Origin of the sequence: Vibrio sp. 2092, from assembly GCF_033339635.1 — a bacterium.
GTDB lineage: Bacteria > Pseudomonadota > Gammaproteobacteria > Enterobacterales > Vibrionaceae > Vibrio > Vibrio alginolyticus.
Window position 1 is genome coordinate 321966 of record NZ_JAWOUY010000002.1, and the last position, 26213, is coordinate 348178.

The 26213-nt window shown below is 43.9% G+C and carries 23 protein-coding genes; 11 read left to right on the forward strand and 12 right to left on the reverse strand.

Going from position 1 to position 26213, the window contains the following annotated elements:
* Positions 1 to 142 precede the first annotated feature (142 nt).
* From R7P80_RS05185 to R7P80_RS05200, 4 genes are all read right to left on the reverse strand, one after another.
* Positions 143 to 1117 (reverse strand): molecular chaperone DnaJ, encoded by a 975-nt coding sequence (locus R7P80_RS05185; RefSeq protein ID WP_104979025.1) that lies wholly within the window; start codon positions 1115 to 1117, stop codon positions 143 to 145.
* 76 nt (positions 1118 to 1193) lie between these two features.
* On the reverse strand, positions 1194 to 1853 hold the full coding sequence (locus R7P80_RS05190) for an OmpA family protein (protein WP_172462919.1): 660 nt from the start codon (positions 1851 to 1853) through the stop codon (positions 1194 to 1196).
* 217 nt (positions 1854 to 2070) lie between these two features.
* Positions 2071 to 2766, reverse strand: a complete 696-nt coding sequence (locus R7P80_RS05195; protein WP_005377954.1) for a DUF2786 domain-containing protein — start codon at positions 2764 to 2766, stop codon at positions 2071 to 2073.
* Positions 2767 to 2974: 208 nt separating this feature from the next.
* On the reverse strand, positions 2975 to 3655 hold the full coding sequence (locus R7P80_RS05200; protein ID WP_005388843.1) for a DUF3334 family protein: 681 nt from the start codon (positions 3653 to 3655) through the stop codon (positions 2975 to 2977).
* A gap of 263 nt (positions 3656 to 3918) precedes the next feature.
* On the opposite strand from R7P80_RS05200, the gene R7P80_RS05205 reads away from it, so the two are divergent.
* Together R7P80_RS05205 and R7P80_RS05210 are read left to right on the forward strand one after the other, a co-directional pair.
* On the forward strand, positions 3919 to 6954 hold the full coding sequence (locus R7P80_RS05205; protein ID WP_005388840.1) for an FAD-binding and (Fe-S)-binding domain-containing protein: 3036 nt from the start codon (positions 3919 to 3921) through the stop codon (positions 6952 to 6954).
* A 73-nt stretch (positions 6955 to 7027) separates the two neighbouring features.
* Positions 7028 to 7489, forward strand: coding sequence for a methyltransferase family protein (locus R7P80_RS05210; RefSeq protein WP_005377951.1), 462 nt, complete (start codon positions 7028 to 7030; stop codon positions 7487 to 7489).
* Positions 7490 to 7599: 110 nt separating this feature from the next.
* Here the strand turns inward: R7P80_RS05210 and R7P80_RS05215 are convergent, their stop codons facing one another.
* From R7P80_RS05215 to hutC, 6 genes are all read right to left on the reverse strand, one after another.
* Positions 7600 to 8325: a DUF3581 domain-containing protein gene (locus tag R7P80_RS05215; protein ID WP_017821813.1), complete on the reverse strand. Its 726-nt coding sequence runs from the start codon at positions 8323 to 8325 to the stop codon at positions 7600 to 7602.
* Positions 8326 to 8660: 335 nt separating this feature from the next.
* Positions 8661 to 10196: a histidine ammonia-lyase gene (hutH, locus tag R7P80_RS05220; RefSeq protein WP_017634855.1), complete on the reverse strand. Its 1536-nt coding sequence runs from the start codon at positions 10194 to 10196 to the stop codon at positions 8661 to 8663.
* 11 nt (positions 10197 to 10207) lie between these two features.
* Positions 10208 to 11905 carry a urocanate hydratase gene (gene hutU, locus R7P80_RS05225; RefSeq protein ID WP_033905347.1) on the reverse strand — a complete coding sequence of 566 codons (1698 nt, stop codon included), beginning with the start codon at positions 11903 to 11905 and terminating at the stop codon, positions 10208 to 10210.
* A gap of 73 nt (positions 11906 to 11978) precedes the next feature.
* A complete protein-coding gene (gene hutG, locus R7P80_RS05230) occupies positions 11979 to 12989 on the reverse strand; it encodes a formimidoylglutamase (protein ID WP_033905138.1) in 1011 nt (336 codons plus the stop codon).
* A 1-nt stretch (position 12990) separates the two neighbouring features.
* Positions 12991 to 14241, reverse strand: a complete 1251-nt coding sequence (gene hutI / locus R7P80_RS05235; protein WP_053306946.1) for an imidazolonepropionase — start codon at positions 14239 to 14241, stop codon at positions 12991 to 12993.
* A 129-nt stretch (positions 14242 to 14370) separates the two neighbouring features.
* Positions 14371 to 15078, reverse strand: a complete 708-nt coding sequence (gene hutC, locus R7P80_RS05240; protein WP_033905141.1) for a histidine utilization repressor — start codon at positions 15076 to 15078, stop codon at positions 14371 to 14373.
* A 248-nt stretch (positions 15079 to 15326) separates the two neighbouring features.
* Between hutC and R7P80_RS05245 the strand changes: the two genes are divergently transcribed.
* Positions 15327 to 16070 (forward strand): sporulation protein, encoded by a 744-nt coding sequence (locus R7P80_RS05245; protein ID WP_042521960.1) that lies wholly within the window; start codon positions 15327 to 15329, stop codon positions 16068 to 16070.
* A 6-nt stretch (positions 16071 to 16076) separates the two neighbouring features.
* On the opposite strand, the gene R7P80_RS05250 is transcribed toward R7P80_RS05245, so the two are convergent.
* Complete coding sequence (locus R7P80_RS05250) at positions 16077 to 17054, reverse strand: DUF3187 family protein (RefSeq protein WP_053303168.1); 978 nt, start codon at positions 17052 to 17054, stop codon at positions 16077 to 16079.
* A 403-nt stretch (positions 17055 to 17457) separates the two neighbouring features.
* On the opposite strand from R7P80_RS05250, the gene thrS reads away from it, so the two are divergent.
* The 6 genes from thrS (at position 17458) to R7P80_RS05280 (ending at position 22334) form a co-directional block, all read left to right on the forward strand.
* Positions 17458 to 19386: a threonine--tRNA ligase gene (gene thrS, locus R7P80_RS05255; protein WP_005395892.1), complete on the forward strand. Its 1929-nt coding sequence runs from the start codon at positions 17458 to 17460 to the stop codon at positions 19384 to 19386.
* Positions 19387 to 19389: 3 nt separating this feature from the next.
* On the forward strand, positions 19390 to 19941 hold the full coding sequence (infC, locus tag R7P80_RS05260; RefSeq protein WP_080276913.1) for a translation initiation factor IF-3: 552 nt from the start codon (positions 19390 to 19392) through the stop codon (positions 19939 to 19941).
* Between the two features lie 121 nt (positions 19942 to 20062).
* Complete coding sequence (rpmI, locus tag R7P80_RS05265; protein WP_005377932.1) at positions 20063 to 20257, forward strand: 50S ribosomal protein L35; 195 nt, start codon at positions 20063 to 20065, stop codon at positions 20255 to 20257.
* A gap of 40 nt (positions 20258 to 20297) precedes the next feature.
* A complete protein-coding gene (gene rplT, locus R7P80_RS05270) occupies positions 20298 to 20651 on the forward strand; it encodes a 50S ribosomal protein L20 (RefSeq protein ID WP_004727974.1) in 354 nt (117 codons plus the stop codon).
* A gap of 189 nt (positions 20652 to 20840) precedes the next feature.
* Positions 20841 to 21158, forward strand: coding sequence for a heavy metal-binding domain-containing protein (locus tag R7P80_RS05275; protein ID WP_005377919.1), 318 nt, complete (start codon positions 20841 to 20843; stop codon positions 21156 to 21158).
* Between the two features lie 366 nt (positions 21159 to 21524).
* Positions 21525 to 22334: a helix-turn-helix domain-containing protein gene (locus tag R7P80_RS05280; protein WP_005377917.1), complete on the forward strand. Its 810-nt coding sequence runs from the start codon at positions 21525 to 21527 to the stop codon at positions 22332 to 22334.
* Here the strand turns inward: R7P80_RS05280 and R7P80_RS05285 are convergent.
* Positions 22327 to 22512 (reverse strand): hypothetical protein, encoded by a 186-nt coding sequence (locus tag R7P80_RS05285; protein ID WP_005377915.1) that lies wholly within the window; start codon positions 22510 to 22512, stop codon positions 22327 to 22329. The genes R7P80_RS05280 and R7P80_RS05285 overlap by 8 nt on opposite strands.
* 270 nt (positions 22513 to 22782) lie before the next feature.
* Between R7P80_RS05285 and R7P80_RS05290 the strand changes: the two genes are divergently transcribed.
* Positions 22783 to 23571: a TetR/AcrR family transcriptional regulator gene (locus R7P80_RS05290; RefSeq protein ID WP_005377913.1), complete on the forward strand. Its 789-nt coding sequence runs from the start codon at positions 22783 to 22785 to the stop codon at positions 23569 to 23571.
* A 250-nt stretch (positions 23572 to 23821) separates the two neighbouring features.
* Complete coding sequence (locus R7P80_RS05295) at positions 23822 to 26200, forward strand: efflux RND transporter permease subunit (protein ID WP_225491449.1); 2379 nt, start codon at positions 23822 to 23824, stop codon at positions 26198 to 26200.
* Positions 26201 to 26213: the final 13 nt, after the last annotated feature.

Genomic DNA, 26213 nt, shown 5'->3' on the forward strand with positions numbered 1-26213 from the left:
AGGTGTTATTTTGCGCCGGGCATTATGGCATAAAAGCGCGACTTAAGTTAAATGTCTGTTAATTTCTTTGAGAGGGAGATCGATTGCGGTGTTTGATTATATGGGAATAAAAGCATGGCAGCCAAAGTATCCTGACCTATTTTTACTGTTTTGTAACATTTTGTGAGACGAGCTTAAAGGCATGATTGAGTCGCTTCATTTCTTCTTCACTGCCCCTTGTGTCAGGATGATAAAGCTTTGATAACTGTCTATAGCGTAGCTTGATTGCCTGTAAATCAGGGATGGTTTGTGGTGTGTAGCCAAGCATGGCGCATGCGACGCTTAGCTTATGGTTTTCTGCCTGAGTTTTGGATTTCTTAAACTCTCTGAATACTTTCTCTAACTGACGCTTCAGTTGCTTGTTCGTAAACTCTAGCTCTTTTATTTTTTTCGCCATTCGTTGATTTTGGCTTTCCTCTTTGGCTTCAAGCGCTTTTCTATTCTGCTTAAGTTTCTTGATTACGAGAAAACTTAAGCCGCTGATGATGAGTATCGCCGCTAGCCAGATCAGCCATAAAAACGGCGAGTGTTCTACTTTGGGGTTTGCAACTGTGCTTTTCTCTTCCTGTGCTTGCTCAGCCTTTTTATCGAGCGACTTTATTTGCGAGACTTGTTTAGCTCGCAGTTGGTTGAAGCGCTGCTCTAACAGTTGATTATAAGCTTGTTCTGCTGCTGGATTATGCTGAGAAGCCATTTGATACAAGGCTTCAGTCAATTGAGAAGTTGTGACCTTATCTGGATTGCGCTGAATAAAATCGGCGAGAAGAAAGCCACGATCGGTTGGGTCATTGAGTGCGATAGAGGTTAGCCAATATAACGCTTGTGTTTCATTTTTTTCGCCATTTATCCCTTTAGCAAAGTCGTTCGCGAGCTGTTTTTGTGCAGGGAGGTAACCTTGGTTGGCGGATTGCTCTAGCCAGTAGCGCGTTTCTGGTGAGGCTTCAGCTTCGTTTGATGCCAATAATTGTTGTGCGTACTCGTATTGTTCGATGGGGTCATTTGGAGCTTGAGAGGCAAGTGAGTAGCCAGAAAAGCTGAGGCTAAATAAGCAGAGTAGGGCAGACGTTTTGACAGACATTAATATGTCAGGCCTAACGATAATGGTTAGGCCTGCTCCGGTAATTTTTTATTATTACCGTTATGGTGCAACCAAATTACTTCAGTGGCAAGATCTGGATTTCAACACGACGGTTGCACGCACGACCTTCAGAAGTTTGGTTTGAGCAAATTGGGTTACGTTCGCCGTAGCCGCGTGCAATTGCACGACCAGGTGCAACGTTTTGAGATACTAGGAATTGACGTACGGACTCTGCACGGCGCTCTGACAACTTTTGGTTGTATGACTCACTACCTGTGCTATCCGTGTAACCGTCAATAACGAGACTGGTATCTGGGTACTCAACTAGGATGCGAGCAACACCGCGTAGAGTATTATGGATACTAGCATCAAGCTGGTAAGAGCTTGAAGAGAAGCCGATACCGTTTTCCATACGCAGTAAAAGCTGATTTTCACCAACACGCTGAACTTGTACGCCAGAGTTTAGCAAAGCGCGACGTAATTCCGCTTCTTGTTGGTCAAAGTAGTAACCAACGCCAGCGCCAGTCGCTCCGCCTGCGGCTGCACCAATGAGTGCATGCTGACGACGTTCTTTAGCATCATCACCCGTTGCTAGGCCGATTGCTGCGCCAGCGATCGCACCAATAAGCGCGCCTTGCGTGGTGGAGTTAGTTTCGTATTCACCCGTTGTTGCATTTTGGCGTTGAGTGGCTTGACAGCCAGTAAGAGCTAGCACTAGAGCTAGTGCAATAGGCATCTTTTTCAAGGGAAAATCTCCGTATAAAACTGAGGCGAAACCATGCCTCATAATGGGATGCGAATTATGAATAAACAAGCATTAATATTTGTTATGAGAAAGTAAGATTGATAAGAGTTTCTGTAAGAAAATTCCTATCAATACTGCCAAAGCTCTCAAAGTAAGCCCCATAGACATCGAAGTCATTGCTGCTTATGTGAATCCTTTACTATCCTGGCTATTTCGATGAATCGCCCAACATTTTGCGTGCTTGTTCGCCGCCCACTCCACGGTTAACTGAAACCTTTCTACCTTTCTTTAAGCCCACTTCGTAGTCTTCAGTTAGGTTTTTCATCGCTTCTTTCAATTGCTTCTTGAACGTTTCGCGGTCAATGTTTTGGAATTCTTTATCAATATAGTCATTAATTTTATTGGCCGACTCTTCATCTGGAGAAATAATTGGCAATTTTTCAATCGCGCCTTCCACCCAGCCAGATACAAATGAGTTCACACGGCGAGTCACTTCCTGAGAAGAGGTGCCGGTGCCAGCAAAGCTGTTTCGGAATTGTCCGGTACTTTCGTTCATCTCGCGATAAACAATATCGAAAGCAAATGCAGCAAAAATAGCGCGATCTGCTTCACCGATAAATTCGACACGTTTGAGCCCTTTGTGATTCAACAATACTGCTTCGACACCGAATTTTGTGTTAATGCCGCGAATCACTCGCAATATGGTAGAACTGATGTTCGCTGGTAGCAAATGAGAAGATTGTGTTTTTCCCATTCTGATGAACTCAATATCGTCTTTATCGAGACCATATTTAAGCATGAGGCGATGTGCCATTTTGATAGCATTGGCAGCCTCATTAACATTAGCGGAATTGCCCAGTTCTAAGCACTTGGCGATTTTTTTCAGAGCTTTTTGTTTATCCATCGACAACCAGTAACGAAAGCAGAAAATTTATGAAGTCAGACATATTACCTTTTTTGACATAAAAACGAAATACAAGGTGGGACTGAAGATAATTTCAGCACATAAAAAGAAGCCTCGCATTAAGCGAGGCTGGCGTTTTAGTTCTTCGTAATCAGTATGAAGTCGTACTTGTGTCTAAGAAGCCATTCTTCATTAAGATTCGTTAGAATTACAACCCGAGCTGGTTGAGCAAGTCATCGGCATCATCGTTTGATCCCGACGATTTAGATTCTTTCTCAGCCAACTGTTTACGTGTGGCCTCTAAAATGTCGTCTGGGTTTTCGTCTTCAGCAACTTCAAACTCTTCCAGTTGGATGAACTCAGTTTTATCCATTGCTAGTTCGAGATAGAAAATATTGTTGTTTTCGGTGGAGAACGTCACTCTGCGCGCTTGAGGGCGGTCAAGGTTGGTATCAACTTGTAAGATAACTTGCTTATTCAGCGCCAGCATTTTTGGTTGGTTTTGTGTGATGTTCGTTTGCAGGTCTTTACGAATTTTATTAGTGAAGTCTCCGACCAGTTGATTCATGAGTTCACCCAGAACATCGCCTACCTCGTCAGAAGTATGAGATATTGCCAGTTCTTCTTCTGGCATGCCCATATTACGCATGTAGTTGGTGTAGATCTCCAGTGCGGCTTTTGCCGTAAAATTAATCACAACTAGCCCGGTAAATCCGCCATCAAACAGAACAAAACAGCCAAAATCTGGTTTGAGGCTAGTCTTGTGGATTTTTTGCACCATTGCTGAATAATTTACTTGAGAAGATGTCGCCGAAGTAAGTACGCCAGAAACAGACTGGCAAAGTTTGAGAAGGATATCTTCAGTGGTCACAATTTTATTTTTTTTCATTCTGAAAACTCATCTAGAAACGCGATTCGTTCCCCAATGTAAGGCATCAAGCGTGAAAAAATAAAGCATAAGTTTAATTATTGTATCGAGATTCTGATTTGCTCGTCTTTTTAAATGTTGTAAAGTGACGAAATTCAAAGAATATTACTTCACTAACTCTTTTGTGGTGTTTTTTTTCGCTTAGCGCCAATTTGTATGAGAAGTGAGCAAATAATTACACAACCCGCAGCTGATCGGATCAGCGTCGTAGGGGCAGGAAGCAAATGTTACCAAGATTACACTCGCAAACTGATGTCGATCCTCTTGTTCTTAGTTTTCTGAAAGAGCTTGAGCACGCCGGATTCACTGGTGATATCGAAAGCCAATATTCAAGCCGGCTAGCGGTTGCCACTGACAACAGTGTTTACCAGCAACTTCCTCAGTCTGTCGTTCATCCCAAAACGACAGAAGATGTTTCTCTCCTCGGGAAACTGAGCAATAAAGAAAAGTACGAACGAATTACCTTTTCACCTCGTGGTGGCGGCACAGGGACCAATGGTCAGTCGCTAACCAAAGGTATTGTGGTGGATATGTCTCGTCACATGAACAAAGTGCTTGAGATTAATGAGAAAGAAGGCTGGGTTCGTGTACAAACTGGTGTAGTGAAAGACCAGTTAAATGACGCTGTTCGCCCTTATGGCTACTTCTTCTCTCCAGACTTATCTACCAGTAACCGTGCAACGATTGGCGGCATGGTCAACACCGATGCTTCTGGTCAAGGTTCTCTGAAATACGGAAAAACATCCGATCATGTTTTGTCGCTACAAGCGGTGTTTGCTGATGGCTCAGTTTTAGAATCAGACCTGTCCAACGGCTACCCAAAAGAAGACGAGTTTGCTGCCAAGGCGCTACGTGTAACGGAATCCGTATGTCGTGAAAAACGCCAGCAGATCGTAGATAAGTTTCCTCCTCTTAACCGCTTTTTAACGGGCTACGATTTAAAAAATGCCTTGAATGAAGACGGTGACCGTTTCGATATCACACGAGTACTGTGCGGCGCGGAAGGTTCATTGGCATTTATTACCGAAGCAAAGCTGAACCTGACGCCAATTCCGAAAGCACGTACTTTGGTTAACGTTAAATACAACAGCTTTGATTCTGCACTGCGTAATGCACCGTTTATGGTAGAGGCGAAAGCGCTGTCTGTAGAAACCGTTGACTCAAAAGTGCTTAATCTCGCGAAGCAAGATATCGTTTGGCACACCGTGAGCGATTTACTTACCGATGTTCCAAATAAAGAGATGCTTGGTATCAATATGGTGGAATACGCAGGTCAGGACGAAGAGGAAGTTGCTGCTCAGGTTGCAGCATTGACCGCCAAGCTCGATACCATGTTGGAAACAGAAGAAGCGGGCATTATCGGCTACCAAGTTTGTAACGATGTAGCGAGCATTGGGCGTATTTACAACATGCGTAAAAAAGCGGTGGGTTTGTTAGGCGCAGCAAAAGGTCGTGCTAAACCGGTCGCATTCGCTGAAGATACCTGTGTGCCACCAGAAAACCTGGCGGACTTCATTGTAGAGTTTCGAGAACTGTTAGACAGCAAGTCTCTGAATTACGGCATGTTTGGTCACGTCGATGCCGGGGTGCTTCACGTACGTCCTGCGTTGGATTTGTGTGACCCGCACCAAGAAGCATTGATGCACGAAGTGTCTGATGAAGTGGTCAAGCTGGTGGCGAAATACGGCGGTTTGATGTGGGGTGAACACGGCAAAGGTTTCCGTTCAGAATATGGCCCTGAGTTTTTCGGCGACGAGTTGTTTACTGAACTGAGACGTGTGAAAGCGGCATTCGATCCACACAACAAAATGAACCCGGGCAAAATCTGTACACCGCTGGATAGTGATGCAGAGCTTGTCAAAGTTACCGATACCAAACGTGGTTACTATGACCGTCAGATTGACGTTCAAGTACGTGACAGCTTTAAACAAGCGATGGAATGTAACGGTAACGGTTTGTGTTTTAACTACGATACTAGCTCGCCAATGTGTCCATCGATGAAAGTAACAGCCGATCGTCGTCATTCACCAAAAGGTCGTGCAGGTTTGGTTCGTGAGTGGTTGCGTCAGCTTACTGAGCAAGGCATTGATATTCTTGACTTAGAAAAGCAAACACTAGAAAACAAAACATCAATCAAAACCATGATTGACCGCGTACGTCATTCTATCAATCGTCGTCACGAGTATGACTTCTCTCACGAAGTGTATGAAGCGATGAATGGTTGTTTGGCGTGTAAAGCGTGTGCGAGTCAGTGTCCGATTAAAGTCGATGTTCCGAGCTTTCGCTCACGCTTTTTAAACATCTATCACTCTCGTTATCAACGTCCTGCAAAAGACTATCTGGTTGCGAACATTGAAACTATGCTGCCGATGATGGCAAAAGCGCCAGGTGTCGTAAATGGTGTTTTGAAGCAGTCGTGGGTGAAAAGTTTAACGGCATCTACGGTCGGGTATGTCGATGCGCCGTTGTTATCAGTACCCACCTTGAAACAACGAGTAGAGTCGCTGACAACGCCTTATGATCTGCAAGCGCTCAGTGGTTTGTCTTCGTCTGAAAAGAGCAAGCATGTTTTAATTGTTCAAGACCCATTCACTAGCTACTACGACGCTGATGTCGTTGAAGACTTCGTTAAGTTATTGAAAAAGCTGGGTATGAATCCGGTACTTCTGCCGTTTAAGCCGAATGGTAAAGCACAACACATTAAAGGGTTTTTACGTCAGTTTAAGGACACAGCAGCCGACACTGCGAAGTTCTTGGCGATGGTAGCGGATTTGGATATCCCATTAGTTGGCGTCGATCCTGCTTTGGTGCTGTGTTATCGAGATGAATACGCTGAAGTGCTTGGCAGTAAGCGAGGTAATTTCGATGTACTAACAGCCCACGAATGGCTTTACCCAAGACTAGAAGCGTTTGAAAGCGGAGAGCATAAGGCGCAGGAACCTTGGTATCTGTTTGCGCACTGTACTGAAAAAACCAAAATGCCAAATGCGGAAAAAGAGTGGGGCGCTATTTTTGCTCACTTTGGTGCAGTTTTGAATACGGTACCTGTTGGTTGTTGTGGTATGGCGGGTACGTTTGGTCATGAGGTTGATAAGTTGTCGATGTCGAAAGATATTTACAATTTAAGCTGGAAGCCAAGCTTAGATAAGTTGGATAACGAGAGATGTTTGATTACAGGCTATTCTTGCCGCAGCCAAGTTAAACGCTTTGAAGGAACGAAGCCCAAGCATCCCGTTCAGGCATTGTTAACTTTGTTGTAATCGGACTAAATCAAGCCCAGTTTTACTGGGCTTTTTAGAAACCGTATTTAGACCCTTTCAAAGGATATGAATCTTGAGAAAACTTGAACTCAAAGTCCCACCTGTTGTGGTGTTTTTGTTGGTCATACTTTTGATGTACGGACTTAAAGTTTTGACGCCGAGCATGAACATTCGAGTACCCTTTGTTGAATTTGTAGTAGGTGTATTAACTTTGTTGTCTGGCTACATGGGCATTGCTGGCGTGTATGAATTTCGCAAGGTAAAAACCACAGTGAACCCAGTAAAACCTGAAGCGGCATCTTCTGTTGTAAGAACTGGTGTGTTTGCCTTTTCACGCAACCCTATGTACACGGCATTATTGCTTCTAATCATAGCAACTGGTTTGTGGTGGCAGCACTTGAGTGTGGTGCTTTGTGGCGTGATATTTGTCAGTTATATGAATCGGTTTCAAATCAAGCCTGAGGAACGCGTTTTAGAGCGATTGTTTGGTGAAGAGTATGTGGATTATAAAAACCATGTTCGTCGTTGGCTCTAAGCATTGCGTTTAGTTTTGTTTGGATGAGACATAAAAAGAAAGCCCAACGGTCGACGTTGGGCTTTCTTTTAGTAAACACTTTTTTTGTGCGCTTCTGATAGGGCAGTCGACTAGGCTGCCTTAACGAACTTTGCTAGGAATGCATCCTTACGTTCATTAAAGCGGCGTACAAGGTCGTCAACCGCTTCTTGGTCATATGGCTTCAAGCCACTTGCAACCATGCGCTTAATACCTTTACCAACGACTTCACCGTCTTCTTTAAACGCAAAGTTTAAGGTGACTACACCTCGTTTTCCTTCTACGTCGAATGTTGCGCCAGTGAAATCCACCTCTGGATGCGTAAGGTCTAAGCGTGAAAATTCGACTTCCATGCTTTCATAAATAACTAATGGACGCTGGCAGTTAATCATCATTTGCTTCTCTTCCATAAGAGGAACCATGATGTGAGGGAAGTTCATACCAGAAAATTGCACGTAATTTGTCACTACATGCTCAATAAATGCCGGATCGTGGTTAGTTTCACCTTCACGGGACATGTGTAAGTATTCTTTACCTGCCTCGTCAACAACAGCGCTTTCTTTGTCACACTTATTTTCAATATGAAGTGCTACACCATCGTTTACCATGCCAGAGAAGTTAAAACGCATCTTTTGGCTAACGCCTTCTTTACTAAGAAGCACAGCGAAAAGTAAATCTCCAGGGACACAAAAGCGTTTGTTGTCTTCATCATGAATTGGGTTGTAGTCACCTGCGACACGTTTTGCAAAGTGGCTTGCTTGTTCGCGAGTGAACTGAAACTGGTGATTAGTGTTTGAAAAATAAGGTGTTAGAAACATAATTTTTACGTAGTAACCAAAACTGTGTGGGATTATATGCGAATATCTGCGTAGCAATGGTCCATCCAGTGAAAACTTCACCGTATCCTAACAATAAGACACTATTTCGGCGGATAAACCGTTAAAAACGCATACTTTAGCAACGCTTTTATTTGTGAAAACAATAAACAACGACCTTTTCGCTCGCCTATCTTTTAAAGTATAGCCATCAAAGTAGACAGGCGTTCATAAATAGTGCCATCAACATGTTTAATCGTATGTAAAAAGGCTCCACGCTGAACGTAGAGCCTTCAAGTCATTATCTGTTTATTCGATGAAATGCCAGTTATGCTTGGTTATTGAACACTTGGTAACAAGCTCTCTGGCATGAGCGTGTTGTGGATAGCCAGCTTAAGCAGAGTATTTGCCTGTTCAATGTCTGGAGCAAAGTAGCGATCTTTATCGTAGAACGATACTTTTTCACGCAACATTTGTTTCGCAATCTCAATACGCTCAGAGGACTTGTTTGGTGCTCTAAAGTCTAGGCCTTGTGCTGCTGAGAGGTATTCTACCGCCAGAATACCGCGAGTGTTTTCGCCCATTTCTTTCAATCTGCGAGCCGCGAATGTTGCCATTGACACGTGATCTTCTTGGTTTGCAGATGTTGGCAAGCTGTCTACTGACGCTGGGTGAGCGAGTGTTTTGTTTTCACTTGCTAACGCAGCAGAGGTAACCTGAGCAATCATGAAACCAGAGTTCACACCACCATTGTCGACTAAGAACGGTGGTAGTTTTGATAGCGCGCTATCGATAAGTAATGCCATACGACGTTCAGACAAGCTGCCGATCTCGGCAATCGCAAGTGCTAGGTTGTCGGCTGCCATTGCAACAGGCTCCGCGTGGAAGTTACCGCCAGAGATGATGTCACCATCTTCAGCAAACACCAACGGATTATCTGATACGGAGTTCGCTTCTACTTGTAATACTTCCGCCGCATTGCGGATTTGCTGTAAACACGCACCCATCACTTGAGGCTGACAGCGCAAAGAATACGGGTCTTGTACTTTTTCACAGTTAGTGTGCGAATCACCTATTTCACTCGATGTGTCTAACAAATGACGGTATGCGAGTGCTGCGTCCATTTGGCTGCGATGACCACGTACACGGTGAATGCGCGGATCGAATGGACGTCGGCTGCCGAGAGCGGCTTCAACAGACATTGCACCACAAACGGTTGCTGACGCGAAAAGGTCTTCCGCGATAAACAGGCCTTCCAATGCGAACGCTGTGGATGCCTGAGTCCCATTTAGTAGCGCTAAGCCTTCTTTTGGCGCCAGAGTGATAGGCTCTAGACCTGCGATTTTTAATGCTTCTTGCCCGGAAATGATATTACCGTTGTGGCGAGCTTGTCCTTCTCCCAGTAATACTGTGCTCATATGGGCTAGAGGAGCTAAGTCACCTGATGCGCCAACAGAGCCCTTTTTAGGTACGCAAGGGTAAACTTGTGCGTTGACTAGGTCGGTCAGCATATTAATGACTTTTAGGCGAATCCCAGAAAAGCCACGAGACAGACTATTGATTTTTAATACCATCATCAGACGAACCGTTTCATCTGACATAAACTCACCGATACCTGCCGCATGAGAAAGAACGATACTGCGTTGCAGTGTTTCTAAATCTTCTGGTGCTATTCGTGTGTTAGCCAATAGCCCAAAACCAGTGTTAATTCCGTAAACCGTTCTATCTTCCGCGATGACTCGGTCTACGACCTGTGTGCTTTCTTCAATGGCCGGAATGGCTTCAGGATCCAAAGTGAGGTTGACTGGTGAACGGCTCACTTGGCGTAGTTCGTTTAAGCTAATATGACCTGGCTTTAGCGTTAAATTTAACATCTCTTTCATCCTTACTTGAGCTTCTTCAGTTCTTCGTTGAGCATTGGCAAATCTAGCCCTTGCTCTGCTGCACATTGTTTAGCGATATCGTATCCCGCATCAGCATGACGCATCACGCCTGTTGCTGGGTCGTTATGCAGCACGCGGGCAATACGTTCTGAGGCATCTTCACTGCCGTCACAGCAGATAACCATACCTGAGTGTTGCGAGAAGCCCATACCTACGCCACCACCGTGGTGTAGTGAAACCCAAGTTGCGCCGCCCGCCGTGTTGAGTAGCGCGTTTAATAATGGCCAGTCTGATACGGCGTCAGAACCGTCCATCATACCTTCGGTTTCACGGTTCGGGCTTGCTACAGAGCCAGAATCTAAGTGATCTCGACCAATGACAACGGGCGCTTTAAGTTCGCCATTTTTCACCATTTCGTTGAATGCTTGACCAAGACGCTCACGATCTTTAAGACCAACCCAGCAAATACGCGCAGGTAAACCTTGGAACTGGATGCGTTCGCGAGCCATATCTAGCCAGTTATGTAAGTGCGGATTATCTGGAATTAGCTCTTTTACTTTTTGGTCGGTTTTATAAATGTCCTCAGGATCGCCAGAGAGAGCAGCCCAACGGAAAGGACCGATACCTTCACAGAATAGAGGACGAATGTAGGCTGGAACGAAGCCAGGAAAATCGAATGCGTTTTCTACGCCTTCTTCCAAGGCCATCTGGCGGATGTTGTTACCGTAGTCGAGTGTTGCGGCGCCGCGATTTTGCAGCTCTAACATCGCTTGAACTTGCACAGCCATGGATTTTTTCGCTGCTTTTACGACCATTGCTTCATCTTGCAAACGCATTTCTGCTGCGTGAGACATGCTCCAGCCTTGTGGTAAATAGCCATTGAGCGGGTCGTGTGCAGACGTTTGGTCTGTTACGACATCAGGCGTGATATTACGTTCTACCAGCTCAGAGAAAACGTCTGCTGCATTACCTAGTAGACCAACCGATACTGGTGTGTCTGACTCTTTAATGATAGCTAGCGCTTCATCTAAAGAAGTCGCTTTCTTATCGACATAGCCTGTACGTAGGCGGTAATCGATACGTGATTCATCACACTCTACTGCAATCATGGAGAAGCCCGCCATTGTACCAGCGAGAGGTTGAGCACCACCCATGCCACCAAGACCACCTGTTAGAATCCAACGGCCATTTGCGTCACCGTCAAAGTGTTTTTTTGCAACAGATACGAACGTTTCGTATGTGCCTTGTACGATACCTTGCGAGCCAATGTATATCCAGCTGCCAGCGGTCATTTGGCCGTACATCATCAAGCCTTGTTTATCGAGCTCGTTGAAGTGTTCCCAGTTTGCCCAATGCGGAACAAGGTTTGAGTTTGCGATAAGCACGCGTGGGGCATTTTTATGAGTAGGGAAAACACCAACAGGCTTGCCTGATTGAACTAAAAGCGTTTGGTCATCTTCGAGTCTTTCAAGTACTTCAACAATCTTGTCGTAACATTCCCAGTTTCGCGCTGCTCGGCCAATGCCGCCATATACAACCAGTGAATGTGGATGTTCTGCAACATCAGGATCAAGGTTGTTCATCAGCATACGAAGAGGGGCTTCGGTTAGCCAAGATTTTGCGCGCAGTTTATCTCCGTGAGGTGCACGAATTGTTCTGCTTGTATCAAGTCGTGGATCTTGTCCCTGGCGCTGTGTCATTTCAGACTCCTTTAGTTTCTCGTGATGACCAAGTACTTGCTTGGTCGTAATAATCAGTGGCATCTGGGATGCATTATGGTTTGTGCTGTTTTTCCGCCATTGCGTTGGCGATATCCCAACACAAACGGGCAGCTAATCGTGCTGTTTGACTATCGACGTCATAATTTGGGTTGTATTCGGCGATATCAGCCAGCATTAACTTATTTTTGTAATGAAGAATTCGATCTAAAAAGGGGGCAATTGTGTCGTAACTCACTCCCCGAGCTGCTGGTGCGCTGACTCCAGGTGCGGTTGCAGCAGGGAATACATCCAGATCAATAGTCAAATAGAGGTAGTCACAGTCGTCAATAAAATGCTGAAGCTGAGTTAAGTGATAACTGTGGTTTAAGTAGCAGAGCTGATTGTCCTCTACATACCAAACATTTAACGCATCTGCTTTTTCAAATAGCGCTTTAGTGTTGCTACTGCGGCTTACACCAATACAAGCGTAATGAAAGTCCCAATCGTTACGTTGACAAAAATGGTGAATTTGGTTGAAGGGTGTACCAGAGCTCGGTCTTATGTCGGCGAGGTTACTCTCGAATGCGCGCAAATCGAAATGCGCATCGAAATTGATAATGCCGATTTTAGGCTTCTTCTCTGGATGGTGCGCTTTAAAATATTCCGCTAAGCCGGAAAACGAGGCCCACGCAATCTCATGCCCACCACCCAGCACGATGACTGGCGTATGGGGCAGTGCGCTTGAAATGGTTGCTGCACATAGAGCTTGGCTCTCTTCCAGTAAGTCGTCTTCACACACCACAGTACCTAAGTCATATAGTGGGGCGTCTTGGTGCCATGCTAAATTAGCGAGTGCTCGTCGGATTAAGTCTGGCGCTTTTTTCGCGCCAATGCGTCCTTTGTTTCTCGCAACGCCAGCGTCGGTAGCAAAACCGAGTAATGAGACGCCATGCGCAACGGCACTCAACTCATCTGCTTTTTGGCGTTGAACAACGTGATGAATTCGCTGACCAAGCTTGCCGTCCTCGGCATCATGACGGCCTTGCCAATGAAATAGGGGAGAGTGTAGGTCGAATTGAGACATATTATTGGCCTCCGTGTGAAATGTATTCACCATTTACTATACGACCTACCAGACGTTTTGCTCCGACTTGATAGCTTAAATCCGCAGGGCTTTCGATATCCCATATAGAGAAGTCCGCATCAAACCCTACTTTGATTTCGCCACGTGAGTTTTGATAACCCAGAGCTTTGGCTGCATGTTGCGTTACACCACGCAGTGCTTCTTGCGGTGTAAGGCGAAATAGCGTGCACGCCATATTCAGCATGAGTGTGAGATCAGAAAATGGTGATGTACCTGGGTTGACGTCCGTAGCAATTGCCATCGGCACGTTATGCTCTCTCAACAACTCAATCGGTGGTAACTGAGTTTCTCTTAGAAAATAAAAAGCGCCAGGCAATAGAGTGGCGACGGTGTTTGATCGAGCAAGTGCTTTAACACCTTGCTCATCTAAAAACTCGATGTGATCCGCTGACAGACCGTTGTATTGCGCAGTGAGGGCTGTACCACCGAGATTAGAAAGTTGCTCAGTATGCCCTTTAACCTTTAAGCCGTGGCGTTTTGCAGCTACAAACACTTTTTCTGTTTGTTCAAGATTGAAACCAATCGATTCACAAAAAACATCGACACTCGTAGCTAATTCTTCCTTTGCGACAACAGGGATTATGTCCTGACAAATGTGCTCAATATAATCATCTGCACGACCTTGGAACTCTGGCGGAATGGCGTGAGCGGCGAGAAGTGTAGTCGTGATTTTAACTTTGCGCTCTTGTTCAAGCATTTTGGCTGCACGGAGCATTTTTACTTCATCATTCAGTGTCAATCCGTAGCCTGATTTCACTTCGACAGAAGTGACGCCGCTCGCGAGTAGCCCGTCTAAACGTGGCAACGCTAACTCAACTAACTGCGCTTCGGTTGCTGAACGCGTCGCATGCACCGTTGAAAGTATCCCACCGCCTTGTTTGGAAATTTCTTGATATGGCACGCCGCTTAAGCGCATTTCAAATTCGTTGGCACGATTGCCCGCGTAAATAAGATGAGTGTGGCAGTCGATCAAACCTGGCAGAACTAACTTGCCTTGAAGGTCGATACTCTGAGCGTAATGTTGGGCAGACAGCAGAGACTCGGTTTGCGGTTCGTCTTCACCAATTGCACAGGTGCTGATCGCAACGATTTTTCCAGATTGAATGCCAATACGAGCAGGAGACGTTGGCAGATAACCGCGCTCTCCCGACTGCATGGTGACCAGACGTGCGTTTTCAATCAGCAAATCCATGTTTGTGTCCCTGTGTTTATTTGTATCATTAAATGTATATACAAATAAATAGAGCAAAATAAGAACACTGACAAGATTGATGTTGCTAAAATGTGATCAAAACGTAGATCTAGAGGACCAATCTTGCCCTTAAATGAGCACTTTTGAGCTCAGCTTATATTTGTTACCAGGGTGATAAAGTAGGGCGGTACTGACTAACTTATCTTGGCTCCACGTTCTGCGATTCAAGAGAAGGCAAGGCTCATTGGCTTGCATTGTTAAGTCTTGCTTAATACGGCTTTCAGGCACAATTGCCTCTACAGTATGTTCTATCGCGCTGAGTGGGCAATTATCTGACAGGTATTGATTTGGAGTGATTTGTGTGAAGTCTTGATTTAAATAACTCGGGGCATATTGGCTATTCACCCAGCGGAGCTCCAATTGAATCGGCGTTTGGTCTTCATAGTGAATAATTTCACTGTAAAACACTGTCGTGCCTAGCATAACGCCGAGTTTTATCGCAATGTTGTCATCTGCTTTTATGGCAATCTGTTTGAGCACTTTACTGCCATACTTTCGCCCTCTATCGCTGACTTCTTCGGCAATGTTTCGAATGTCTAGCAGGGGAGATTCTGACTTTTCACCAGGATCACACACGAACGTGCCTAAGCGTGGGCGACGTTGTAATCGGCCCTCATTTACTAAATCCCGAATTGCTTTGTTCACTGTCATTCTACTGACACCAAATTGCTCGGTAAGCTCAATCTCGGTGGCGATGCGATGACCAACTACCCACTCTCCAGCATCAATTTTATCCAGGATAAATTGTTTAATTTGAATGTAGAGTGGTGCAGACATAATGATTTCCCTTTATTTGACTATACAAATACTGCTTAATTTAGGTACAAATTGCAAACATTTCTCGACGAATGTACCGCTTAGTGACCGAACAATCCTATTGCAGAGCTGAATGACTCTTGCTGTTGAGCATTATTTGGATTGATGATTGAATTCAAGCATTTTCTTGTGGTCTATTGCTTGCACAGCAGAAAACAATTGTGTAAACAAACGATTATTAGAAGAAAAGTCGTTAAAAAAGGAAAAGTATGTTTAAAAAATTGAAAGCATCACTGGGGATCGGCTCTGCAAAAGTAGATACCATTTTGGACGAAATGAGCGTGTTTCAAGGAGCGACGCTGAAAGGGCATGTTCATGTCAAAGGCGGAGACGTCGAACAACAAATTGATGCTATTACGATTAAATTGAACACGGAAATGAAAGTCGAAGTGGATGATAGCGTAAGTTATCAAACCTTCACTATCGATCAATTGAAAGCAGTTGACCCTTTTGTGATTCAACCTAATGAAGAAAAGCAGGTTCCGTTTGAGCTAAAACTGCATGACGAAACACCAATTACTGCGGTTAGCGCACTTAAGAATCAATGTCATGTTTGGGTCGAGACGACGTTAGATATTGATTTTGCAATTGATCCGCGTGACCGTGACTATATTGAAGTGAAACCACTACCAGTAGCATCTCGGGTTATTCAAGCGATCGAGCAAGCTGGCTTCACTATGGTTAAAGCCGATGTTGAAAAAGGCTTTTTGCGCGGTGGCTCGTTTGCCTCTCGCTCTGGTATTTATCAAGAGCTAGAGTTCCGTAACAGCGGCTTTATCTCATCAAAAGAAATTGAGCTCTCTTTTATTCTGGAAGGGCAGGTCATGCATTGTTTGGCAGAGATTGACCGTTCGCTCAGCTTGGCTGGTGACCAATATCGCTCGTTTACGTTGCCGATCAATGCAACCGATGCTCAAGTCGCAGCCGCAGTTGCACCAACGCTAAATCTATAGCTCTCATCACCTTGATGAAAATATGTACCGATATCCTATTGTGAAAGCGATATCGGTACTGTTATCCATGTTTCTTGCGTTCTCTACGGCTAAAAACTCAAGCGCTGAATTTTCCATTAGATATCGATAGCCCAATACCAGTTCATTAGAGGCATCAGCAAACTCTGTGGGTCCTTCTGTTGACCCTTGATACCAATGATATTCCAACATCAGGTGATGGTTATCTTCTAAGGCATAACGGTACCCACCCGCAATGGCAATCGTATTATGTCGATAGGGCAGATCGAGCAAGGCACGGTCATCCGAGCGAAAAGTCATGCCAATCATCGAATAAAATGCATGAGCATCACTTAAGTAGCTGTAGTTTAATTGGAAGCCTTGCTCGAAACTGCTACCTTGAAAAGTGCCGTGAGCCACATCGTTAAAATACAAACTGCCGCCAATCGATAGGCCGTGATGTTCATTTTGGAACACTTGATACTGTAAGTAAGTAGATAGGTTATTGGCCAGTGTTTGTCCTTCGAAATCATCTTCAAGCACATCATATTGCGGCATTGAAATGTAAAAACGATCTCTGTCTACTTTATCCCGCCCATTTTGTCCGATACCGAAAAGTTTATGGAAGCTTTTCGTCAGTCCATCTAAATGGTTGTCAGCGGCAAAGACCCATCGATAGTTGAGCTCCAACTGCCAACGGTTGCTGACTTGCCATTTGCTGCCTAATTCGATTTGATTGTGGTAATAATCCAGTGCGTATTCATCAGTATGAGCCCAAACACTTGCCACGGTTCCTGAACCATAGGCTTCGACAAAACCATAGGGCAGACTATGTCCTGAACGCAGTATGTTGGTGTGACTAACCACTTGCATTGGGGATTGTGCGTAAGAACGCAGCGGGCCATATAAGTCATTTGATGCGAAGGCTTGCAAAGAACATATCGAGGTGCTTAGAAGCACCATAAAGCGCGATTTGAAATAGACCATGATGAATACCTACATACAAACTACTCTATAAAACAACTATATACCTAAATCGCACGTTGAGCTCTCGCCCAGCGTGTTAGGCTTTGTATCGGTTCACACGTAATAGGGGATATTGTAATTTGTTGTGTAAGTTCATTGAGGGGCAATTCCATTCATCAGCTATGCGGTCTCTTAAAAAAGCATGATCAGATTGTCGTGACGGGTCTGCGGTTAAGTTCTTATGACAAAACAAAATCGCGCTTTGCATTCTAAATGTGAGCTAGGTACAATCCCATTTTCGATAACGGTCCGGTATTCGTGTTACCGAGAGGCCTTTATTGACTCTCAACTATTTTCAACAAATAGCTTCTAATTTGAATAACATGTGTTGCTTGGTGTGCAACACCACTGTAAAGGACATAGCATGCCTATTATTACTCTTCCTGACGGCAGTCAGCGTCAATTTGACAACCCAGTTTCTACTATGGAAGTTGCGCAATCGATCGGTCCTGGTCTTGCAAAAGCAACTATCGCTGGTCGTGTAAACGGTAACCGCGTTGATGCGTGTGATCTAATTGAAGAAGACGCAAGCCTTGAAATCATCACAGTTAAAGATGAAGTAGACGGTCTAGAAATCGTTCGTCACTCTTGTGCTCACCTTCTTGGTCACGCTCTTAAGCAGCTTTACCCTCAAGCTAAAATGGCGATCGGTCCAACCATCGACAATGGCTTCTACTACGATATCGACTTAGACGAATCTCTAACGCAAGAAGATCTTGAAAAGATTGAAAAGCGTATGAAAGAGCTAGCGAAAACCAAGTACGAAGTGGTTAAGAAAAAAGTAAGCTGGCAGGAAGCGCGTGATACGTTTGAATCACGTGGCGAACCATACAAAGTGGAAATCCTAGACGAAAACGTATCTCGTGATGATCGTCCAGGCCTTTACCACCATGAAGAATACATCGACATGTGTCGTGGTCCTCACGTTCCTAACATGAGCTTCTGTCAACACTTCACTTTGCTGAATGTTGCAGGTGCTTACTGGCGTGGTAACAGCGACAACAAAATGCTTCAACGTATCTACGGTACGGCTTTCCACGACAAGAAAGCACTGAAAGCGCACCTAACTCGCCTAGAAGAAGCGGCGAAGCGTGATCACCGTAAGATTGGTAAGCAACTCGACCTATTCCACATGCAGCAAGAAGCACCGGGTATGGTGTTCTGGCATCACAATGGTTGGTCTATCTTCCGTGATCTAGAAGTATTCATCCGCGCTAAGCTAGATGAGTACGGTTACCAAGAAGTGAAAGGTCCACTTATGATGGACCGTGTTCTTTGGGAACGCTCTGGGCACTGGGACAAATACGCTGATGCAATGTTCACAACTTCTTCTGAGAACCGTGAATACGCGATTAAGCCAATGAACTGTCCAGGTCACGTACAGATCTTCAACCAAGGTCTAAAATCGTACCGCGACTTACCGCTACGTATGGCTGAGTTTGGCTCATGTCACCGTAACGAACCATCTGGTGCACTACACGGTATTATGCGTGTACGTGGCTTTACTCAGGATGACGCTCACATTTTCTGTACTGAGAGCCAAATTCAAGAAGAAGTAACAAACTGTATCAAGATGGTGTACGATACGTACCAAACATTTGGTTTCGACAACATCGTAGTGAAACTGTCTACTCGTCCAGAGAAACGTGTAGGTTCAGATGAAATCTGGGATCAATCTGAAGAAGCATTGAAGCAGTCTCTTGAATCGATGGATATTCCATACGAAATTCAAGAAGGCGAGGGTGCGTTCTACGGTCCTAAGATTGAATTCACACTATACGATTGTCTAGACCGTGCGTGGCAGTGTGGTACTGTCCAGCTAGACTTCAACCTACCAGGTCGCTTAGGTGCAACTTATGTAGGTGAAAACAATGAACGTCTTGTACCGGTAATGATTCACCGTGCGATTCTAGGTTCACTAGAGCGCTTCATCGGTATCCTTATCGAAGAATATGCTGGTTTCTTCCCAACTTGGTTGGCGCCAGAACAAGCAGTTCTTATGAACATTACTGATAAACAGTCAGGTTATGTTCAAGAAATAGTACAAAAACTACAAAAAAGTGGAATTAGAGCTAAAGCGGACTTGAGAAATGAGAAGATTGGCTTTAAAATCCGCGAACATACTTTGAAGCGTGTACCGTATATGCTTGTTGTTGGTGACCAAGAAATGGAAGCTGGCGAAATTGCAGTGCGTACTCGTAAAGGTAAAGATCTTGGTAAATTTAAAGTGGATGATTTTATTGCATACATCCAAGACGAGATCTCTAGCCGTAAGCTCAATCTGGAGGAATAAGCTATTAAAGGCGGAAGACGTGGCCAACAGCCGGTAAAACAAAACCCGCACCGTATCAACGGTGAAATTCGTGGTATTCGTGAAGTTCGACTAACAGGCGCTGACGGTGAATCAGTTGGTGTTGTATCGATTCAAGAAGCCATTGCAGCTGCTGAAGAAGCTGGTATGGATCTCGTTGAGATCAGTCCTAACGCCGAGCCACCTGTTTGTCGTGTGATGGACTATGGTAAGTTCCTCTTCGAGAAGAGCAAAACTGCTAAAGAGCAGAAGAAGAAGCAAAAGCAGGTCCAGATCAAGGAAGTAAAATTCCGTCCTGGAACTGATATTGGAGACTATCAGGTAAAACTACGCAACCTGACGCGTTTCCTTGAAGAAGGCAACAAAGTGAAAGTAACAATTCGCTTCCGTGGCCGAGAGATGGCACACCAAGACATCGGTGTTGACGTTCTAAATCGTCTTAAGGAAGATACTGCAGAAATTGCTGTAGTTGAATCTTTCCCTAAGAAGATTGAAGGTCGCCAGATGATCATGGTGCTAGCCCCTAAAAAGAAGTAATTAACGGCTCATCAAGTAATTAAAACCTAGCCGCTTTCCTTTCGATAAAGGCATAACGGCTAGGTTTTGTTCGCCCTAATTACGTTGTTTATTAAACCTACTCAATGCGGAGTTATTCATCATGCCTAAGATGAAAACCAACAAAGGTGCTGCTAAGCGTTTTAAGAAAACTGCTGGTGGTATTAAGTACAAGCACGCTACAAAACGTCACATCCTGACTAAGCGTACTACTAAGAACAAGCGTCAACTACGTCCGAATGCAATCCTTCCAAAATGTGAAGTGGCTGCAGTAATCCGTATGTTGCCATACGCTTAATTCTTTTTAGTTATCAATCGTTTAGTTTAGGAGAAGCATAATGCCTCGCGTAAAACGTGGTGTACAAGCTCGTGCACGTCATAAGAAAGTTCTAAAACAAGCTAAAGGTTACTACGGTGCGCGTTCACGTGTTTACCGCGTAGCTTTCCAAGCAGTTACTAAAGCTGGTCAATACGCTTACCGTGACCGTCGCGCTAAGAAACGTCAATTCCGTCAACTATGGATTGCACGTATCAATGCGGCATCTCGTCAAAATGGTCTATCTTACAGCCGTTTCATCAATGGTCTTAAGAAAGCATCTATCGAGATCGACCGTAAGATCCTTGCGGACATCGCAGTATTCGACAAAGCTGCATTTGCAGTTCTAGTTGAAAAAGCGAAAGCTGCTCTTTAATTAGCAGTTTAGGATTAAGAGAAGGAGAGCATTAGCTCTCCTTTTTTATTGCTAAAATTTATACCCAAATGACTTTTAGCTTGGCTATTTAGAGTATTGTTTATCAGTCTTCTCAATTTATTGGTTAGCATCTTATGTTAGTTATAAGGTAGCTTGGGTATAAATTTTTACGTTTATAAGGGATTAAAAATGATCTACACAACGACCGAAAGCATTCCTGGCAAGCAGATCTCTGAAATCAGAGGGGTTGTAACTGGTAATGTTGTTCAATCAAAGCATATTGGCCGTGACCTCATGGCGGGTATCAAGAGCATTGTTGGCGGCGAAATTCGTGGTTACACGGAAATGATGACCGACGCGCGTGATATTGCTATACAGCGCATGGTGGCGGACGCTGAATCTAAAGGTGCCGATGCAATTGTAGGGATTCGATTTACCACAAGCTCAATCGTAGATGGTTCTTCGGAAATTTTGGCATTTGGTACTGCAGTGAAACTAGCGGACTAGTCTACTTGAATAGCATTGCAAAAATGCTAATAGAGAGCGGTGAATTATTATGCATTTACCGTTCTGTTCCTTTTAGGTTAATTATTCTAGATTTTTGTAGAGAGAATAGGTTTATATTCTCAACTTTACGTTACTATTAAAATTAATCACGATGATTTAGAGTAATTGCTTCACTTTTATTTTGCATATTATTTTATATCTATAATGAAATTGAATTCATATTGAATTTTTCATTTGTTGTGTGAATTCTCTTTTCAGTATATTAATTCATGTTTTTCTTATAAAAATATGAACTTATACCTTGCCAAGCGGTTCTAAATTGTTACAAATACTATACAGCTGTAACATTGCCAAAAGGAATTGTAGATGAGAGATCTGACTCCCGAATACTTGCTAGCCGCATTACGCCAAGCGATTAAAACAAAAGGGCTAACATATCGAGAGCTATCTGAGAAAATGGGTATGCCACTATCTACCTTTAAGAGACATCTTACAAGCACGAATCTCGCTTTAGATAAGTTGCTGGAATATTGTAGAGCGGTTGATTGCACGTTAGATGAACTACAAAAGCTCGCAAATCAATTGCAAGGTGAAGACGAGGATTACTTTAGTCGCACACAGGATGAAGTATTCTTTCAATTCCCTCACCTTTACGACTTTTATCGTGAATTGAGAATGTTACGAGGTAAAGACGGCTATTCTATTTTAAAGAAAAAGTATGACTTGTCTGAGCAGAGCATGTCCGATTACTTAAAAGCATTAGAGTTGTTGGATCTCGTTTACGTTGATGAAGATAAAAATATAACGCTGCACGGACCTTTATATTATAGCTATGCAGAGAACTCCAAGCTCAACGACAAATATACCGAAATCATAAAAGAGCAGACGACTACCCACGATAAGTGTGTTCGCGTTGCTTTGGCGCGTATGAAAATTACCGAAGAACAGCTTTTGTTACTGGAAGATCAAGTCGCAAAGACCGTCATCGATTTTCATTCCAAAAATGTTGTAGCAGAGAACTTTAATGTCTCTGATTTTACTAATATTGTTCTACTTGCTGGGCCACATCAGCCAGTCACATTCTCTGACGGCATTATTGAGACAGAGGGGCGATTTATTGATGATATTCGTTATGCCATCGCATCTGCAGGTGATAAGCCAAGCCTATCTATATAGATTTTGAGCCTTTTTTGAAGAGAGTTTCTGAAAGGGCGTTGCAAAAGAAAAAGCCTAAGACAGCAAATACTTTGTAAGTAGGGCATTCAGCGGTGTTTGCTCTTAATTCAGACTTAAAGTGTTTTGGGCTTATTTCGAATAATACCTGTTCAGCATCTACTTTCGTTATTTTTAACATGCTGATTTCCTTCGTTGTTCCTCCCAAAGCCTCTCTCGCTTCCTCTACAAAGAAACCATTCTCGTTGAACCAAGCATTCTGTAGCTACTTGGGTATGCATAATTGGTGGCTATTTATCTTCTAATTATAAATTCATACTTGAAATGTTTGTTTTTTGATCTATTATGACGAAGTGTCATTTGTGACGGTTCGTCAACTTTAGTTGCGTTCCTGTATTAAAGAATCGTGTTACAATTATTGGGAGTGTGTTGGTATACGGATCAAAGGATTATGTTTAACTTTCGCTGTAAAAAATATAGCAAGCAAGACGGATGTCGTGTGTCTTCAGGGCTAACAAAAAAGCAACAGGCGATTGCTGATCGTGAGATAGAGCTTATTCAATTGGCTAAGTCTCTAGTTCAAGAGCAAGGCTTTGCCAACTTAACGATGGACAAGCTTACAGCGTCAAGCCCTTATTCTAAAGGGACGATCTACAATCATTTTTGCAGCAAAGAAGATGTGATTCTTGCGCTTTGTATTCATTCGCTGAAAAGCGAAGCAATATTTTTCGAACGTACCGCCAAGTTTAATGGCAATACCAGAGAAAAAATCATTGCGATGCATGTAGGTTATCGTATTTACGCTCGTATGGAGCCAGTACTATCAACTTGTGCGATTGTTGCAAAGACGCCTTGGGTTCTAGAGAAGGCTTCGCCTAAACGTGTGAATGAACTGAATAACTTGGAAGAACAAGTAATAGATGGTGCTGATGCGCTGGTGAACAATGCGGTAGAATGTGGTGATCTTAAGTTTTCTCCCGCAATTGGTTCTGATGCTATTGTATTCGCCAACTGGTCTATTGCATTCGGTTCAAACGCTTTGGCGCAAAATGCATCGAACAGTCGATGTATTCAGCGAATTCAAGACCCATTCTCAGTACTGCACAACGCGAATATGTTACTTGATGGTTTAGGTTGGTCGCCTTTATCTACAGAATGGGACTACCGTAAAACCTGGCGTCGAGTGGAGCAGGAGTTATTTAGTGAAGAGCTTGCTTATTTAGAGTCAGTGAATCGCTAATAAACTGGAAAGGCCAATCTGACGTTATGGTTGGCTTTTTTATCGCACTATTGTGACGAATCGTCATTGAATCTCGAAGGTTGGCGTTCAGCCAATGATCACGAGAAGCATAGGAAGTTACTAAAAACTAACTTATGTAGCCAAATTCATTCGATCTAAAGTTTGCATGTCGAGTTTGTCTGGTTATTTACAGCATTTGCTGTTTTTTTTAGTTTTTAAATTTGACGAAACGTCACAAAAGGAGAGTGTGATGCCACATCACAACGTTCAACAATACGCCCGTTCAGGGTGGGGTAAGCTACCAACGAATTACAGTGTATTGGTGATGCTTGCTACCGTTTTATTGATTTTCATAGCAACCATTGGAGGAAAAAATCTTTACTTTAGAGGAGATTACGACATCTTCTTTGATGGAACAAATGAGCAGTTACTTGCGTTTGATGAAATTCAAACCACCTTTGCAAAATCTGACAGTCTTGCTTTGGTTATAGCGCCAAAGAGCGGCACTGTTTTTACTCCTAGCACATTATCTCTTATTCAGCAGATCACTGACGAGGCGTGGCAAGTTCCATACTCGACCCGCGTTGATTCCCTCGCCAACTACCAGCATACCGAAGCGTTTGAAGATGATCTTCTTGTCGAAGATTTACTGTATAGCGAATATGAATTGACACCTCAACGAATAGAGAAAGTCAAAAGTATTGCGTTGAGTGAGCCGGTTTTGAAAAGTTCACTGATTTCTGAAAAAGGAGATGTCACGGTCGTAAACATTACGGTCCAACTCCCTGAAATAGATAAAACTGCTGAAGTACAAGAGGTGGTTGCTTACATAAACGGAATGATTGAGCGTTATCAGCAAGTGTACCCAGACACGGAATTCCACAAGGCTGGTATTATTGCAATGAACTACGCGTTTATGACCGCAGCCCAAGATGATAGCGCAACATTAGTGCCTACTATGTTACTAGTGATATTGGTGTTTCTGACCATCATGTTGCGCTCATTGCTTAGCGTCATCGCGACGCTCATCGTTATTATCGGCTCGGTTATGGTTACAATGGGCTTGTCAGGATGGGCTGGTATGTTCTTAAGCACGGCGACCGTTAATGTGCCTACCTTGGTGATGACGCTTGCCGTCGCAGACTGTGTACACATCATCGCGACAATGCGTCAGTCTATGCAAAACGGCTTTAGTAAAGCCCACTCTATTGAGCGAAGTATTGCGCTCAATTTCATGCCTATCTTGATTACCTCCATTACCACCGCGATCGGCTTTTTAATGATGAATATGTCGGATTCTCCAATCCTGCGAGATTTCGGCAACCTATCAGCTCTTGGCGTCATGGTTGCTTGTTTCCTTTCCATCACGTTACTTCCCGCCTTGCTAAATATCCTTCCGGTTACGGTGAAGTCGGATACTTCTGATGAAAGAAAGCACTTTATGGATCATTTAGGAGATTTCGTGGTGTCAAAGCGACATGCTTTATTGCCGTTGTCGGTGCTTGTTATTGTCGCGAGTGCGAGCTTGATTCCACTGAACAAAGTCAATGATGAATCCGTCGAGTACTTTGGCCATAGCAATGAATTTCGCCGAGCGGCTGATTTTATGGAAGAGCGAATCAGTGGCATGGCGAACATCAGTATCGCGATAAAAACCAACGAATCGCAGGGTATTGCGGATCCTAATTTTCTCAATACCGTGGGTAAATTTACTGACTGGCTAAGGTTGCAGCCAGAAACGGACCATGTTGCGACCTTGAGCGATGTTTATAAGCGCCTAAACAAGAACATGCATGGAGATGATCAGGCTTATTACTCGCTCCCTCAAGACAGAGAATTAGCGGCTCAATATCTGCTGCTTTATGAAATGTCACTACCGTATGGTTTAGATTTGAACAACCAAATCAATGTAGATAAGTCGTCGAACAAGATGGTTCTCACCGTGGAGAACTTGGGCAGCGTCGAGCTTGTTGATTTGGAAAATCGTATTTACCAATGGTTTAACGAAAACGCGCCTCAATATGATGTTGTTGCGTCTAGTCCTTCACTGATGTTTGCGCATATTGGTGAAACGAATATGGCTAGCATGCTGTCAACCTTGCCCATTACTCTTGTCTTAATCTCTGCATTACTGATCTTTGCCTTGCGTTCGTTCAAGCTTGGCTTAATTAGTCTTGTCCCGAATATTGCTCCTGCGCTTATTGGTTTTGGTATTTGGGCGCTGGTTTCTGGCGAGATTAACTTGGGATTGTCTGTCGTTGTGACATTAACGCTTGGTGTTGTTGTTGATGACGCCGTTCACTTTCTTTCTAAATATCAACACGCTCGTAAAGATGGCCACAGTGCGGAGCAAGCGGTTCGCTACGCCTTTCGCACCGTGGGGCGCGCGCTTTGGATTACGACGGTCGTGCTTGTTGCTGGTTTCTCTGTTCTGGCGATGTCGAGCTTCCGTTTAAATGCCGATATGGGACAGCTGAGTGCCATTGTCATCTTTATTGCCCTTGTTGTGGATTTCATCTTCCTACCGACTCTACTGATGTTGTTTGACAAAGGCGTTTACGACGAGGTGGAGCGCCGAAATAAGCTTAAATCAACTGACTCTCAAACCAAGACTGTTACTCAGTCATAACGAATTAAAGGAT